Origin of the sequence: Altericroceibacterium indicum (genome assembly GCF_009828105.1) — a bacterium.
Lineage (GTDB): Bacteria > Pseudomonadota > Alphaproteobacteria > Sphingomonadales > Sphingomonadaceae > Altericroceibacterium > Altericroceibacterium indicum.
On sequence record NZ_WTYQ01000002.1, the window covers coordinates 688,146 to 703,758 of the forward strand.

Consider the following 15,613-nt stretch of genomic DNA (forward strand, 5'->3'; position numbering starts at 1 on the left):
GGCGAGGATATTCCCCGTCGGGCCTTTTGTTTATTCATCAGGTGAATATTAGTCCTGTTCAACCAGCATCAGCGCATCGAGCGCCACAACGCCTTCACCCTTGGGGTGAATGATCACCGGGTTGAGGTCAATTTCACGGATGGCAGAATTGCCATTCATGACCTGCCCTATCTGTACGATCAGTTGAGCCAAGGCATCTACATCCAGTGCTGGTGAGCCACGGTAACCTTGAAGGATGGCTGCCTGTTTCAATTCCAGCAGGCCAGCCTTGACCTGATCTACACCCAAATCAGGCGTGAAGAGCTTAACATCCTGAAGGATCTCAGCAGTCACGCCGCCAAAGCCAGCGAGCACAATCGGCCCCCACTGCGGATCATTCTTGGCACCAACGATCATTTCGGTGCCCATCTTGCCCATGGCTTCAATCAGAACACCATCAAGCTGGATCGCAGCATTATAGGCTTCGACATTCTTGAATATCTGACCGAAAGCAGTGCGCACATCATCGGCAGTTTTCAGGTTGAGCAGCACGCCGCCAGCGTCGCTCTTATGCCCAAGATCAGCAGCCTGCGCCTTCATCACCACGGGATAGCCGATAGCATCAGCCGCCGCTGCAGCCTCATCGGCCGTTGCCGCAAACTGGCTGTTGGGGAATGCCAGACCGAGTGGCTTCAGCAATTCCTTGGCCTTATATTCGGGCACAACACCGTTCAATGCATCAATGCCTGCCACAGTGAGGGGCTGGGCAGAGCGATCCGTCAGATCACGCTTGGCAAGATCTGCAAGGCGAGAAATCGCCCGGTATGCGCGTTCCGTGCTTGGGAACCATGGAATACCGACCTTGCGCAATCCATCGATGTAATGTTGCGGAACAGTCGCGCCTTCATCCACCCCGGCAAAGACCAGAGGCTTTGTGAAGGAGCCATCCTGCAGCACCTTCATAATGGCCGGAAATTTAATCTCCGATGTCACAGGATCAGACTGAATGATGGATGCAACCACCGAACCCACGCGATCATCTGCCAGCAAAGCAGTCAGCGATTTGGTATAAATCTCTGGCTCCGAAAGACCTGCCGCGGTGATGTCCAGCGGATTGGACACCGGCACAAATTCCGGCAGTGCAGCGCGCAATTCGGGGCTGTCTTCATCATGAAGTTCCAGCAATTGCAGGCCGATCTCTTCAGCAAGGTCAAAGGCCAGGCCTCGCAGAGCGCCGGATTCACCCAGCACCGCCATGCCTGTGCCGGGCAGGCTTGGGCAAGTCAGCGCGATGGTGAGAATATCGCCCAATTCTTCCAGCGTATCGGCAAAGATCACACCTTCACGCGTCAGCTTAGCCTTCATCAACTGGTAGTCACCAGCCATCGCGCCAGTATGGGTGGCAGCGCTTTCCTGTGCCTTGTTGGACTTCCCCGGATGCAGCATCACGATGGGCTTGCCTGCTGCACGCGCACGGCGGGCGGCACGGATAAAGGCTTCGGGACGGCGCAATGTCTCTACATACAGGCCGATGACATGTGTATCTTCATCATCCACCAGCCACTGGACGTAATCTTCAACACCGCTAGCGGCTTCATTGCCGGTGGAAACCGAGTGGCTGACATAGCATTCACGCGGATGCAGAACCGTCGCAAGAACGGCAGCAATGGCGCCTGATTGCGATGCGATACCAACAGCGCGTGTGCCCTTGGGTGGGGTCTTCATATTGGTTTCAACGAAGGTCAGCGGCACGCGTTGAATATAGTTGGTGCACCCAAGGCAATTGGGGCCTTCAATCACCATCCCATATTGACGTGAGATTTCGCCGAGTTCGAGCTGTTCTTTCATGCCCTCTTCACCAGCTTCGGAAAAGCCGGCGGAATAGATTACCACTGCGCCACAACCGCGTTCCGCAAGCTGGCGCACAGTATCGAGCACGAAGGGACGCGGAATAGCAAGCACCGCACAATCCACACCCTCAGGCAATTCCACCACTGAAGGATAGCATTTCAGCCCCTGAATTGCTTCACGCTTAGGATTGACCGGATAGATATCGCCATCGAATTCATACTGAACGAGATTGTTGAGCAGCGTAGCCCCCAACGCACCGTGACGATCCGAAGCCCCAACCACCGCAACGCTTTTCGGGCGCAGCAAGCGGTCAATCTGTTCATTGGTGAAGCGAATACCGCTCATGGCAGCCATATCTCCCATACAAAGCTAAACCCGCGTCTCCTCTAAAGACCCGGGGTGATCAATTGTTGCACTTTCCCTAAAACGGGGAAATAGCGCAAACAAGTGTCCATTCGGACATAGTCAAAACAAAGCATGGGCCGAGGTGGATAACCTCGACCCATATAACGGACTTAGTCCTTATTGACCTTCGAAACGTCGAAAGTTTCCAGACCTGGTTTGAACTTCTTATCATCCAGGAACTGCTTCGTTGCTTCCTTGCGGGCTGCGGCACCACCAAAGCTGTGCAGCGCTTCCTGCGCACGGATCTGATAGTCCAGACCATTATCATAGGTCATGTCGACCATGCGGCGCATCGTCCACTTAGTGGCGCGAAGGGCGTGCGTTTCTTTCTTCTTCAGAACATCGCAGATTTCCTGCACGCGTTCCTTGAGCTTATCAGCCGGCACGCATTCGGTAACCAGACCCTGCTCTTCAGCCTGCTTGCCGGTCAGGTTTTCACCCATCATGGCGTGATACATGGCTTTACGGAACGGCATGAGTTCCTGCGCAACCTTGGATGCACCACCGCCGGGCAGAATGCCCCAGTTGATTTCTGACAGGCCGAACTGTGCATCTTCCGAAGCAATCGCAATGTCGCAGCCGAACAGCGGACCATAGCCGCCACCGAAGCACCAGCCATTGATCATCGCAACTGTGGGCTTTTCATACCAGCGCAGACGCTCGAACCAGCCATAGCTTTCACGCTGGCTCTTGCGGATGGCCCCAAGGCCTTCTGCTTCTGTCATGCGGAAATATTCGAGCAGATCCATGCCAGCAGTCCAGGCAGTGCCTTCACCGGTCAGAACAAGAACCTTTACATCGTCACGAAATTCCAGCTCTTCGAGAACAATCTTCATCTGGCGATTGAGCTTGGGGCTCATGCAGTTGCGCTTGTCCGGGCGGTTGAAATATACCCATGCGACACCGTCATTCACTTCATATTTGACGGTTTCTTCTTGTGGGCGGGGATCTGGCTGAGATGGCATTGCCATTGGGCTCTCCTTACTTTCGAATCAAAAATTGTTATGTTCTATTGCTATTCTGGATAACGATCCGGATTGTTATATGCAACAAGCATTCCTATGGTTGCTCTCATGCATGATCCTTTACCCAATTACCCAGGCTATGCGCTGCGCCGGGCAGCAACAGCGACAATGGCAGAACTTGCGACACGGCTGGCAGACATCGGCCTGCGTCAGGTAGATGCTTCAACACTCATTCTCATCAGCGCCAATCCGGGCGTAACCGGCAGTGCCCTTGCCCGTAGCCTGGATATTCGACGGGCCAATATGGTGCCCTTGCTCAAAGGTCTGGAAGATGCTGGGCTGATCGAACGTGTTCCGATCGACGGAAAATCGCTCGGCCTCAACATGACAGAGCTGGGACTTCAAAAGCTGGCGGAAGCGCAGATCCGTATCGAAACCTTTGAGAAGGAATTGCTGGCGCGCGTTCCTGAAGAACATCGTGCTCATTTGGTGCCTGCCCTTAATGCCTTGTGGCAGATGGATAGCTAACTTCCTAACATAAGCCTGAAGCTACTTGAGCACAGTCAACAGCTCGGACTTCCCCTAAAAAACTGACACACGCGCTTGCCCGAAACGCACACGCTCCCTACTTTGAGGGAAAGTAAAATTTCGGGAGTTGGTTATGGAAAACAAGGTCTATCCGGTGCCAGACGATTGGGCGAAAAATGCGCTGATCGACGCGGAAACCTACCGGCGTAAATACCAGCAATCAATCGAAGAGCCGGACGCTTTCTGGCGTGAAGAAGCCATGCGGATTGATTGGATCAAGCCCTTCACCAAGGTGAAGGATACCAGCTTTGACAAGCAGGATTTCCATATCCGCTGGTTTGAAGATGGAACGCTGAACCTCTCCGCCAATTGCCTTGATCGCCACCTTGCCGAACATGGGGATCGCGCAGCAATCATCTGGGAGCCTGATGATCCCACGCAAGACAATCGCACGCTCACCTATCAAGAATTGTATGAAGAAACCTGCCGCTTCGCCAACGCACTGAAAGCAAATGGCGTTAACAAGGGTGACCGGGTTACGATTTACATGCCCATGGTGCCTGAAGCAGCCATTACCATGCTCGCTTGCGCGCGCATTGGCGCGGTCCATTCCGTCATCTTTGCCGGTTTCTCCCCCGAAGCTTTGGGTAATCGCATTGAAGATTGCGACAGCGATATTGTCATCACCGCCGATGAAGGCCGCCGGGGTGGGAAGACTATCCCGCTCAAAGCCAATGTCGACGAAGCGTTGGAACATCACGCAAAGGTCGATCGCGTTATCATGCTGGAAGTCACCGGTGCTGATGTGCCGATGAAAGATGGGCGCGACATTACCTGGGCACAAGCAGTAGCTGATCAGCCGGCCGAATGTGAACCCGAAGAAATGAACGCGGAAGATCCACTGTTCATTCTCTATACCTCAGGATCAACCGGCAAACCCAAGGGTGTGCTGCATACGACGGGTGGCTATGCTGTGTGGACCAGCATGACGCATCAATATGCCTTCGATTATCGCCCCGGCGATGTCTATTGGTGTGCGGCTGATATTGGCTGGATCACCGGCCACTCGTACATTGTCTATGGCCCCCTCGCCAATGGCGCGACCAATGTGATGTTTGAAGGGACACCGAATTATCCCGACTTCTCCCGCTTCTGGCAGATCGTCGACAAATATCAGGTCAGCACACTTTACACCGCCCCAACAGCCCTTCGCGCCTTAATGCGCGAAGGCAATGAATGGGTGGAAAAGACCAGCCGTCAGAGCCTGCGCGTGCTAGGCTCTGTAGGTGAGCCGATCAATCCCGAAGCGTGGGAATGGTATTATCACGTCGTTGGCAATGGCAAATGCCCGATTGCTGACACCTGGTGGCAGACCGAAACTGGCGGCCACATGATCACGCCTCTTCCGGGCGCACACGCTTTGAAGCCGGGCAGTGCCAGTATGCCGCTCTTCGGGGTGAAACCTGAAATCGTGGATACGGAAGGCAAAGTGCTGGAAGGCGTGGCAGAGGGCGCGCTGGTGATCGCCGATAGCTGGCCCGGCCAGATGCGCGGCGTTTATGGCGATGAGGAACGCTTCTTCCTCACCTATTTCAGCACATTCAAAGGCAAATATTTTACCAGCGATGGCTGCCGACGCGATAAAGATGGCTATTATTGGATCACGGGCCGGATGGACGATGTGATCAATGTTTCAGGCCACAGAATGGGCACGGCAGAGATCGAAAGCGCGCTTGTGCTGCACGATCAGGTCGCTGAAGCCGCTGTCGTCGCCATGCCTCATGATGTGAAAGGCCAGGGCATTTATTGCTATGTCACAACCGTGGCAGGTGCTGCTGATGATGAGGCGCTGCGTAAGGAACTGGTCAAATGGGTGCGCCATGAAATCGGGCCGATTGCTTCGCCCGATGTGGTGCAATTTGCACCCGCCCTGCCCAAGACACGCTCCGGCAAGATCATGCGCCGCATCCTGCGCAAGATCGCGGAAAATGACACCAGCAATCTTGGCGATATTTCCACTTTGGCAGACCCGGAAGTAGTCGAAAAACTGATCGCCAACCGCCCCGCCGTCTGACCGCACACCTAAAACCCTTCCCGCAATTGCAGGCAACGCAACGGCGGGAAGGGTAAGATCGGTGCTGAGGCCTTGAACCGTCCGCCGCAAAGCTCTGTTTCTGTCCCCAGATGATGATACTGCCGGGCTGACACCCGCTTCTCAAAACGCCATAGCGCGAGGCATAGGTGTGATGGAGATTACCGAATGAATGCCCCCCGTCAGGATTGGACCCGCGCACAGATCGCTGAGTTGTTCGACCTTCCCTTTACAGAACTGCTTTTCCGTGCCGCATCTGTGCACCGCGAAAACCACCGCGCAGATGAGATCCAGCTATGCACGCTGCTATCCATCAAAACAGGTGGTTGCCCGGAAGATTGCGGCTATTGCTCCCAAAGCGCTCATGCCGATAGCGGGGTCAAGGCCACCAAGCTGATGGATGTGCAGCAAGTGCTGCAGCGCGCGGCACAGGCCAAAGATGCCGGCAGCCAGCGCTTTTGCATGGGGGCAGCCTGGCGCAATCCCAAAGATCGTGACATGCCGCAAATCGTTCAGATCGTCGAAGGTGTTCGGGCGATGGGAATGGAAACCTGCATGACGCTTGGAATGCTGACCCCGAAACAGGCAGATATGCTGGCCGATGCCGGACTGGATTATTACAATCACAACATCGACACATCGCCTGAACGTTATGATTCAGTCATCACCACCAGAACGATGGATGACAGGCTGAACACGCTCGACACAGTGCGTAGCGCTGGCATTAATGTATGCTCTGGTGGGATTGTCGGGATGGGTGAAACGCGCGAGGATCGCGTGGGCTTCATTCATACTCTGGCGACCCTGCCGAAGCATCCTGAAAGCGTCCCGGTCAATGCGCTGGTCCCGGTCAAAGGCACACCTCTGGGTGATATGCTAGCCGATACGCCGCTTGCAAAGATTGACGAAATCGAATTCGTCCGCACCGTCGCAGTGGCCCGGATCACCATGCCGCTTTCCATGGTTCGCCTGTCTGCAGGCCGTGAGAGCATGTCTGATTCTACCCAGGCCCTATGTTTCCTTGCTGGCGCCAATTCCATTTTTACCGGTGACACCCTCCTCACTGCGCCCAATTCTGGCGATGATCGCGACACAGAAATGCTCAAACGTTTCGGGCTGAAAGCAATGGAAGGTGAAGAACCTATGAGAATGTGCAAAACTGCCATTCCTGAAGCGGCAGAATGAAACGGCAGGCTGGCTGACTTTCAATCGGCCAGCCCTACCCACTGAGTAATTCAGGCACCCGGCGGATCACTTCTGTCACGATCTTCAGGCAGAGCAACGGGTGTAGCCTTGCAAATATCACGCAGGGCAGACTTCAATCCCTCTTCCAGTGTCGGGTGATAAAACGGCATCTCCAGCATTTCTGACGCTGTGACACGGTGCATAATCGCCAGCATCAAAAGATGCGCCATATGATCCGCTCCGGGCGCGAACAGCACGGCTCCTGTTAAAACGCCCTCTTTGGGTTCCGCATAGAGGCGAACATGACCATCTGCCCGTGCCTCCACTTTAGATCGCCCCTGATCTTCGTAAGATGCACAGCCGGTAACCGTCGTTTCGTCGGGGCCGATGCCCAGTTTCGCAATCGGCGGGTCCGTAAAAGTGATCGAGAAAAACGGCGTGCGGCGCGATGAGGTAACAGCCGGAAAAGCGACAGCATTGCGCCCGGCAATCGCCCCTTCCGTTGATGCTTCGTGCAAAAGGGGCACATCAGCATTGCCATCCCCGGCAATGAAAACAGGCGCATCACCGCATTGCATGGTCTGCCGGTCAAATTCCGGCAGACCTTTGTCGTTCAGCACTAGGCCGGTAGCCTTGAGATTCAAGCCGGAGATGTTCGGAGGCCTGCCAACGGCAACCAGGACCTTGTCGTAGGCCTGCTCCCCCTCGCTCGCCCCTGTCCAGCGCATTCGAACTCCCTCGCTCGTCTTTTCAGGCGTCACATCAACCCCCAGCTTCAAACTGAGGTCGCGGGAAATAACCTTATGAATATCCTGCGTGATCTGTTCATCACCGGCGCTTCCGATACTGTCAGACCGTTCAAACAGAGTGACCTCCACCCCAAGCCGCGCCATAGCCTGTGCCAGCTCAAGTCCAATCGTGCCACCACCAACAACTGCCAATGATTCTGGCAGATTGTCGATTTCAAAGATCGTTTCACTGGTCAAAACCACATCACCAAGTGCCTGATATGGTTCAGGTATAAACGGGGATGACCCTGTTGCGATCACGATAGCCTTTGCACTGATCGTATCGCCATTATCCAGCGCCAGGCTATTGAGGCCAGTGAAACATGCTCTGGCCCGGATCATTATGCCATCGGGCAAGCGATCAAAGCTCTTGCGAGTGGCTGCCGTAAACTTATCACGCTCAGCCCTTAGGCGCCGCATCACGGCCTTGCCGTCAATTTCGACCTTACCTGTCTTCACGCCAAAAATGTCAGATTTCGCCACCTCATGCGCATTATGTGCCGCAGCGATAAGCAATTTGGAGGGCATACAGCCAACATGTGCGCAGGTAGTGCCGATAAACTCCGGATCGATCAGTAAAGTCTTTGCCCCATTATGCCGGGCGCTGCGTTCCGCCGCCAGACCAGCAGTCCCTGCTCCAATAACAGCTACATCGCAAAACTTTTCGGCCACGCATGGCTCCTTTATTCAATCTGAATCTGGGCAGGTTATGCAGAGCCTGCTGGGGATGAGAATATCAGTGCGGCAGCAAAATTGTTTATAGGCCGTGCTGTTTCTTCCCCAACGGCCTATCCGCTCACCGTATCCCGAAGGCCGTCAGCTTGCTTCCATGACTACGGATAAGCTCATCAAAAAGCACAAATATCTGTGCCATGTTGTGCCAAATATGGGCGAAACATAGCGTATGATATTTGATATCTTTGGATATTTAAATCGCTGTGTTACGTGTAATGACAGGGGAAATGCCGTAAGACACAATATGTCATAATGGCCTTGAGGGGAGTGAGAACGGAATGGCATCACCTGCCGACGTTGAAGATCGTGAATCCATGCTGCAGCTTGAACAGCAGATGTGCTTTCCGATTTATGCATCTGCCAATGCGATTGTTAAAACCTACCGCCCACTGCTTGAGCCGCTCGGCATTACCTACCCACAATATCTGGTGATGATGGTCTTGTGGGAAGAAACCCCCATCTCTGTCGGTGATATTGGCCGCAAATTATTGCTGGACAGCGGCACCCTCACCCCGCTCCTTAAACGTTTAGCGGCAGCAGGGTTTGTCTTCCGTGAACGAGACCCGAGTGATGAACGTCGGGTTTTGATCGAACTGACCGATAAAGGCCATGCACTGAAGACAGAAGCCCGTGATGTGCCATCAAGTATCATCGCTTCGGCCGAACTTTCTGACCATGAAAGGGATGACCTGAAAGAAGCTGTGACAACATTGAGGCGGATATTGCTCAAAAAAATTCCCTAACTCAAGCAGCCCATCCATTTTCTAATTATCTGATTTCCAAATTGTTTTCCTAAAACTTCTCCAAAGGATGGCAGGTTCCCTCCTGCTTAGACAAGGCAAGCCTTGTCTTGTAGATCGCCGCGCACTATCGACAATTCCACTGCAGCAGGGGGCGCTTTAACCTGGTCTGATAGCTTTCGGAGTCGATGCTTTTTGTCTCTGCAGATTCCTGATTTTGACTTGCCCTGGCATCAGCGCCTGCGCGCCCGCCTGGGACCACGGCTGACTGCGCTGATTGTTGCACTGGCGGTTGAAACGCTGTTGCTGATCGTACTGCTGACTCTTGGGTCGGGCATTTCAGAGCCCGAACAGCCCGAAGTGATGATGAGTAGTTTTGACGTTCGCCCTCCCGCTGAGAAGGTGACTGAACAGGACACAAAAGATCCTGAACCGGCAAAAAAGAACGTTGAAAAGCCCCAACCCAAGGCAGAAACACCGGCACCTTCACCTCCCCGACCTGCCACACCACAAGTCGCAAAAATAAACCCCGCCCCAACACCACCGATCCAATTACCCAGCGATCAGATGATCCGCAGCGACATCACACCATCGCCCGCCCCTACGAAGAAGATCGGTGTGCGGATGGGGCCATCCATGGGGCCGGCAGCTCCGGCAGCTTCGGGGCCGCCTGATACCGCTGTTGTCGGCACAGCTCCGAATGGTGAGCCACTGTATGCCGCATCATGGTATCGTGAACCGACCGACGATGAATTGAGCGGGTATCTTTCTACCGCTCAAGGTCCGGGTTGGGGGCTGATCGCCTGCCGGACAGTGGCCGATTATCGCGTGGAAGACTGTGTTCCGGTTGGCGAATATCCCCAAGGCTCCAATATTGCCCGCGCGGTTCTGGCTGCTGCCTGGCAATTCAAAGTCCGCCCGCCGCGCATTGGTGGCAAACTTCAGGTGGGAAGCTGGGTACGAATCAGGATCGATTACAGTATCCGCCGCCGCTAGAAAGGATTTTGCCCCGGCACTTAGGCCTCACGAAAAAGGGGCAGACCATTTCTGATCCGCCCCTCCTTCATCCGCTATCGTCTTAACCGATCAGGCCAGTTCGACGGCATTCACAATATGCGCCTGCGTATATTCGTTGAGCCCTGCTTCACCCAGTTCAGCGCCAAGGCCAGACTGTTTGGTGCCACGGAACGGAATATTCGGGTCAATCGCAAGGAACTGGTTCACCCAGACAGTGCCAGTATCGATGCGCTTGGCAACCTCGGTTCCCTTGGCCACATCCTTTGACCAGACGCTGCCACCGAGGCCGAAGTCGGAATTGTTGGCGCGGGCCACCACGTCATCAATGTCATCATACTTCAGAACCGGAAGGACCGGGCCGAACTGTTCTTCCTGCACAAGGCGGGCATCTTCGGGAAGGTCGCGCACGATTGTTGGCGGAATGAAATAACCATCGCGATCAAGCGGCTTGCCGCCTGCAAGGACAGTGCCCTTCTCTGCCGCATCGTCGAGAAGTTCACGAACCTTGTCGAACTGCATCTTGTTCTGGATCGGGCCAACCTGCGTACCCTGCTTGGAACCATCATCCGTGATCGCTTCATTGGCAATACGAGCGATTTCTTCGCAGAATTCGTCATAGATGTTGCTCGGTACATAAGCCCGCTTGATGGCAACGCAAATCTGGCCGGCATTGGTCATCGCACCATCGAAGATTTTCTGCGCAACCAGTTTGGGGTCCACATCATCCAGCACGATTGCCGCATCATTACCGCCCAGTTCGAGCGTTACACGCTTCACCATAGCAGCAGCCGAAGCCATCACTTTCTTGCCAGTTCCGGTGGAACCTGTGAAAGCGATTTTGTCCACTTCCGGGTGGCCAGTCAGCTTGGAACCCAGTTCATTCTGGTCACAAATCACGTTGAACACGCCAGCGGGCAGAATATCCTTGGCCAGCTCAGCAAACAGCAAAGTGGTGAGCGGGGTCGTCGGTGCTGGCTTCACAATCATCGTGTTGCCCGTAATCAACGCAGGGCCAACCTTGTTCATCATCAGGATGAGCGGGAAGTTCCACGGTGTGATGGCCGCTACAACACCCAAGGGTGTGCGATGTTCGATGACCTTGTTGCCACCTTCATCGCGCAGGACTTTTTCTTCGATCCGGCGATCACGGAAAGCGCGCAGAATGAATGTGCAGCCGATGACTTCACCCATCGCCTGCTCAGTCGGCTTGCCTTGTTCCTGCGTCAGCAGACTGGCAAATTCAGCCGCGCGCGCTTCAAGTGCGGCGGCAAGCTTTTCGATCATGGCCGCGCGTTCTTCAACCGGTGTTGCCGCCCATTTAGGGAAAGCAGCCCGTGCAGCAGCGACAGCCTGATCGAGCTGTGCTTCATCAGCCTTGGGGCATTGGGCGAAAGGTTTGCCAGTGGCAGGATTAACAACGTCAAAGCTGGATGCGCCGTCAACAGCCTGACCGTTAATCAGCAGTTTGAAATCATGGTCCATCATTCATTCCTCTCTAACTTCGTGAGGCTTCAGCGACCCTTCTCAGGTGTAGCCACCACCGCTCTCACACACCGCAAAAGCTCTGTCATTCGTCACGGTTGCTCGAATTAGATAAGGTGCCACCATGGGATAGTCAGCCCTAAAATTGCTATCTCTTATAAATATTCCAAATTTAGCGTGTTTTTTCACATCCAAGAATAAAACCACGGAAAAACGGGGTGTCGGAGTGTATCAGAGCGTATCAAATCAGGGCATCCGCCTTGCTAATGCGAATCCATCGCATTACCTCTTGCCTCAAGGCACCGTGCAATCGCACCTCCGGCACAAATAGAGTCTGTGCCATGCCATAACATTATAAAGGGATAATTTATGCCCCAGGGACGCCCTGCTCCAAGACAATTGGAAGTTCTCTCAAAGACAAAGATCACACCCAACATGCTCCGCGTCACCATCGGGGGAGAAGGCCTTGAAGGCTTTCCCGATGGGCAGGAAGGCGGATATGTCAAACTGAGGCTTACGCCCGCACCCGGATCGGAAAAGCCAGTTGTACGGACTTATACTATCCGCGCTCAGCGGGCTGACGCGCTGGATATTGATTTCGTCATGCATGATGTCGCAGGCCATGCCGGGCCAGCAACCGAATGGGCACTGAGCGCCTCGGTTGGTGATACTATTATGGTGGGCGGCCCCGGTCCGGCCAAACCACTACCCCCCGGTTACGATCATTATGTCATCACGGGTGACATGTCGGCCCTTCCGGCGATCAGCGTGAATCTGGAGCGGCTGCCCGATGATGCCAAAGGAATGGCCATTCTTGAAATTCAGCATGAGGATGACAAGCAGGACATCGCCCACCCCGAAGGCGTGACCCTTCATTGGGTGGTCAACCCCGCCCCCGGCGAGCACCCTGACTTGCTACTAAACACCCTGCAGCAACAGGGCTGGCCCGAAGGTTCGGTCTATGCCTGGACTGCGAGCGAATTCACCTCCATGCGTGAGCTACGCAGCTACTTCGTGGCAGAGAAACAACTACCACGCGAAGCACTCTACTTTTCCAGCTACTGGAAGAAAGGTGCCAACGAAGATTCGCACAAAGGCATCAAGCGCGAATATATGCAAAGCATCAGCGACGACTGAACTACTCACCATCAAATAGCCGAAAAGTTCAGCTTTACCATTGCCTCTTCCTCATCATTTACAAGACCGCTTCCCATTGAGACGATTCTACAATAACATTCAGCAATCACATCTATTAATATTACTGGGACGTAAGGATTAATGGGGGGGCGGGTTTTCGCCGTGAATTTTATGGTTGATATCGGTTTCGCACAGGCGGGCATCTTCGTGGTGCTTGCGACCCTCTGCATGGCTGTTTTTTATGTTTTACGCAGTCATAAAAGAGTGCTGGGGTGGCTCTTTTTAGCGATGGTTCTCTGTTTTATAGAAACGCTGGCCCTCACCGTGGCTCAGTCTTCTACAGACTATATCGCTTTCATCATCATTCTGCTTGGAGGAGCCGTTTTCTGCATCAACTTTTCTATCTCAGCATTGTTGAATGACAATCGGCAATATTATTGGGTTGATGCCTTCAATTTATCACTTCTGGCCTTATCCATTGCGATATTATATACACCAACGCCCTACATTCTCCAGAATATCCCTTTCCAACTCGCTTGCGCTTTAGGCATCTGGAAAAGCACCTATCTGCTCGCCACCGTTTCTGAAGCAAAATGGCAGAATTTATTTCTAGCTTCTTCATTATTCGGCATAGGAGCAATCTTTTTCATAAGAGCAAGCGTTTACCCTTTTATATTTCCAATTAATTCAAAATATTACGAAGTCGTCAATTCAGCAGCTGCCAACAAGCTAGTTGTAACAATTTTATGTTTTGCAATGATTACCGTATTGACGATCGTCAGCCGGGTTATCACCGAAGTGATTACAGAACACCGGACGAACGCGGAAAGAGATCTGCTTACAGGCCTGTTAAACCGGGCTGCATTTGATAAAATCGCGTCTGAAGAAAGTAAGTCAGGCGATGCACTTATCCTATGCGATCTGGATCACTTCAAACAGGTTAACGATCAGTTTGGCCATCTGGCAGGCGATGAAGTCCTGCGTAATTTCGCAAGCATATTGCAGGGCACAGGTTATATGGCTGGAAGATTTGGTGGCGAAGAGTTCGCTCTGCTGATGCCAGGGCACAATGGAGGAAATGCAGCCGCTCTTGCGCAGAATATTCGCCGTCTCTTCATCGCCAGTGTCCATAAGGACATTCCCGATGACCATATGGTTACGGCGAGCTTCGGGATCGCTATTTTCCACAAGGAAGAGACGCTGACAGAGGCCTTTCGTCGCGCTGATGAAAGCCTCTATCACGCCAAGAGAACGGGGCGGAACCGCGTTGAAATCGCGCCTCCGCCAAGGTCACCTTTCTCTAGTCAGCCCGTTTGGTCACCGCTTGTTGGGGCGGCTCAACCTATCACTCACACCGGCAGGCCAACGTAATTTTCGGCAATGCTGGTTTGCGCTGCCTTGCTCGACGCGATGTAATCCAGCTCAGCAATCTGCATAGCACGCTCAAACGGACCATCTTCAGGAAAACGATGCAAGAGCTTGGTGAGAGACCAGCTAAACCGCTCCGACTTCCATACGCGGGCCAGCGCCTTGTCCGAATAGGCCGGAATGGCATCGGCATTGTTGCGCTTAAAGAAAGCGATGAGGGCATCAGCCGCATAATGCACATCAGATGCGGCAAGGTTCAGCCCCTTGGCACCTGTGGGGGGAACGATATGCGCAGAATCTCCGCATAGCATCAAGCTGCCATGGCGCATTGGCGCAAAAACGTAGGACCGCAATGGGGCAATGCTCTTCTCGATGCTGGGCCCGCGCGTGATATGAGCGGCCGCATCAGGGCCAAGCCGTATAGCAAGCTCATCCCAGATCCGGTCATCCGACCAATCTTCGATTTTTTCTATCAGCGGCACATCAACATAATAGCGGCTGCGCGTTTCGGATCGCATGGATGCCAGAGCAAAACCTCTTTCGTGATTGGCGTAGATCAATTCATGGTTGCAAGGCGGAACATCCGCCAGAATACCGAGCCAGCCGAACGGATAGGCGCGTTCAAATTCCTTGCCGACTGTATTGGGAATGGCCTTCCGGCTTGGTCCGTGAAAACCATCGCATCCCACGATGATCCGCGCATCAATACGGTGCTCAGCGCCATCTTTCTGGTACGTGACATAAGGCGCATCGCTTTCAATATCGAATAGCGCGGCATCCTTCGCCTCATAGATCACTTCAAGGCCGCGTTCTTCACGCGCATCCATCAGATCACGGGTGAGTTCTGTCTGGCCATAAACAACGACATGCTTGCCCGTCAGCCCGGCAATATCGATGTGAATCAGTCTTTCACCATCGGCAAGGTTAAAGCCATCATGCGGCAAGCCTTCGGCCTTCAGGCGCTGGTCCAGTCCCAGCCGCTCCATCAAAGAAACGGTGATCTGCTCCAGCACACCAGCCCGGATGCGGCCAAGGACGTAGTCAGGCGTTTGCCGCTCCAAAACCACACATTCGATACCTTCTGCACGCAGCATGTGGCCCAATAGCAAGCCAGCAGGACCAGCGCCGATAATGCAAACCTGTGTTTTCATAAGTGATTTCGGGCGACGCCCGCTCCTATTCTCCAAAACTTCGCCAAGATATGCCGCAAGCAGGCCACATAGGACCTTGCCAGAACCAAAGCATTCTCCTTATTGTTATGTGACATAACGGATATCTCACAGGCTCGCAAGCGAGGGATTTGGCAAAAAGCATCACTGTCGTTACGAACTGCGTCGAAAG

Annotated in this window: 12 protein-coding genes; 7 read left to right on the forward strand and 5 right to left on the reverse strand. The window is 53.7% G+C overall.

The genetic code is table 11. The features are described from left to right. Window positions 1-48: 48 nt before the first annotated feature. Both GRI39_RS08200 and GRI39_RS08205 read right to left on the reverse strand, forming a co-directional pair. On the reverse strand, window positions 49-2,175 hold the full coding sequence (locus GRI39_RS08200) for an acetate--CoA ligase family protein (protein WP_160739170.1): 2,127 nt from the start codon (window positions 2,173-2,175) through the stop codon (window positions 49-51). A gap of 170 nt (window positions 2,176-2,345) precedes the next feature. After that, window positions 2,346-3,206, reverse strand: a complete 861-nt coding sequence (locus tag GRI39_RS08205) for a p-hydroxycinnamoyl CoA hydratase/lyase (protein ID WP_160739171.1) — start codon at window positions 3,204-3,206, stop codon at window positions 2,346-2,348. 102 nt (window positions 3,207-3,308) lie between these two features. On the opposite strand from GRI39_RS08205, the gene GRI39_RS08210 reads away from it, so the two are divergent. The 3 genes from GRI39_RS08210 to bioB all read left to right on the forward strand — a co-directional run bounded on the left by GRI39_RS08210 (window position 3,309) and on the right by bioB (window position 7,005). Then, entirely contained in the window at window positions 3,309-3,728 is a 420-nt protein-coding gene (locus GRI39_RS08210) for a MarR family winged helix-turn-helix transcriptional regulator (RefSeq protein WP_160739172.1), read from the forward strand. A gap of 133 nt (window positions 3,729-3,861) precedes the next feature. Continuing rightward, complete coding sequence (acs, locus tag GRI39_RS08215; RefSeq protein ID WP_160739173.1) at window positions 3,862-5,802, forward strand: acetate--CoA ligase; 1,941 nt, start codon at window positions 3,862-3,864, stop codon at window positions 5,800-5,802. 186 nt (window positions 5,803-5,988) lie between these two features. Beyond that, window positions 5,989-7,005, forward strand: a complete 1,017-nt coding sequence (bioB, locus tag GRI39_RS08220) for a biotin synthase BioB (RefSeq protein WP_160739174.1) — start codon at window positions 5,989-5,991, stop codon at window positions 7,003-7,005. A gap of 50 nt (window positions 7,006-7,055) precedes the next feature. Here the strand turns inward: bioB and GRI39_RS08225 are convergent, their stop codons facing one another. Next, complete coding sequence (locus GRI39_RS08225) at window positions 7,056-8,465, reverse strand: dihydrolipoyl dehydrogenase (protein ID WP_160739175.1); 1,410 nt, start codon at window positions 8,463-8,465, stop codon at window positions 7,056-7,058. Window positions 8,466-8,806: 341 nt separating this feature from the next. On the opposite strand from GRI39_RS08225, the gene GRI39_RS08230 reads away from it, so the two are divergent. Next, window positions 8,807-9,271: a MarR family winged helix-turn-helix transcriptional regulator gene (locus GRI39_RS08230; RefSeq protein WP_160739176.1), complete on the forward strand. Its 465-nt coding sequence runs from the start codon at window positions 8,807-8,809 to the stop codon at window positions 9,269-9,271. Between the two features lie 192 nt (window positions 9,272-9,463). Then, the gene (locus GRI39_RS08235) at window positions 9,464-10,264 is read left to right on the forward strand and encodes a hypothetical protein (RefSeq protein WP_160739177.1); all 801 of its coding nucleotides are present in this window, start codon (window positions 9,464-9,466) and stop codon (window positions 10,262-10,264) included. A 90-nt stretch (window positions 10,265-10,354) separates the two neighbouring features. On the opposite strand, the gene GRI39_RS08240 is transcribed toward GRI39_RS08235, so the two are convergent. Continuing rightward, window positions 10,355-11,767: an aldehyde dehydrogenase family protein gene (locus GRI39_RS08240; protein ID WP_160739288.1), complete on the reverse strand. Its 1,413-nt coding sequence runs from the start codon at window positions 11,765-11,767 to the stop codon at window positions 10,355-10,357. A 369-nt stretch (window positions 11,768-12,136) separates the two neighbouring features. On the opposite strand from GRI39_RS08240, the gene GRI39_RS08245 reads away from it, so the two are divergent. Both GRI39_RS08245 and GRI39_RS08250 read left to right on the forward strand, forming a co-directional pair. Beyond that, window positions 12,137-12,904 carry a siderophore-interacting protein gene (locus GRI39_RS08245; protein ID WP_160739178.1) on the forward strand — a complete coding sequence of 256 codons (768 nt, stop codon included), beginning with the start codon at window positions 12,137-12,139 and terminating at the stop codon, window positions 12,902-12,904. A gap of 171 nt (window positions 12,905-13,075) precedes the next feature. Then, window positions 13,076-14,275 carry a GGDEF domain-containing protein gene (locus tag GRI39_RS08250; protein ID WP_246204990.1) on the forward strand — a complete coding sequence of 400 codons (1,200 nt, stop codon included), beginning with the start codon at window positions 13,076-13,078 and terminating at the stop codon, window positions 14,273-14,275. Here GRI39_RS08250 and pobA read toward each other — a convergent pair. Beyond that, window positions 14,254-15,423: a 4-hydroxybenzoate 3-monooxygenase gene (gene pobA, locus GRI39_RS08255; RefSeq protein WP_160739180.1), complete on the reverse strand. Its 1,170-nt coding sequence runs from the start codon at window positions 15,421-15,423 to the stop codon at window positions 14,254-14,256. The genes GRI39_RS08250 and pobA overlap by 22 nt on opposite strands. Window positions 15,424-15,613 lie beyond the last annotated feature (190 nt).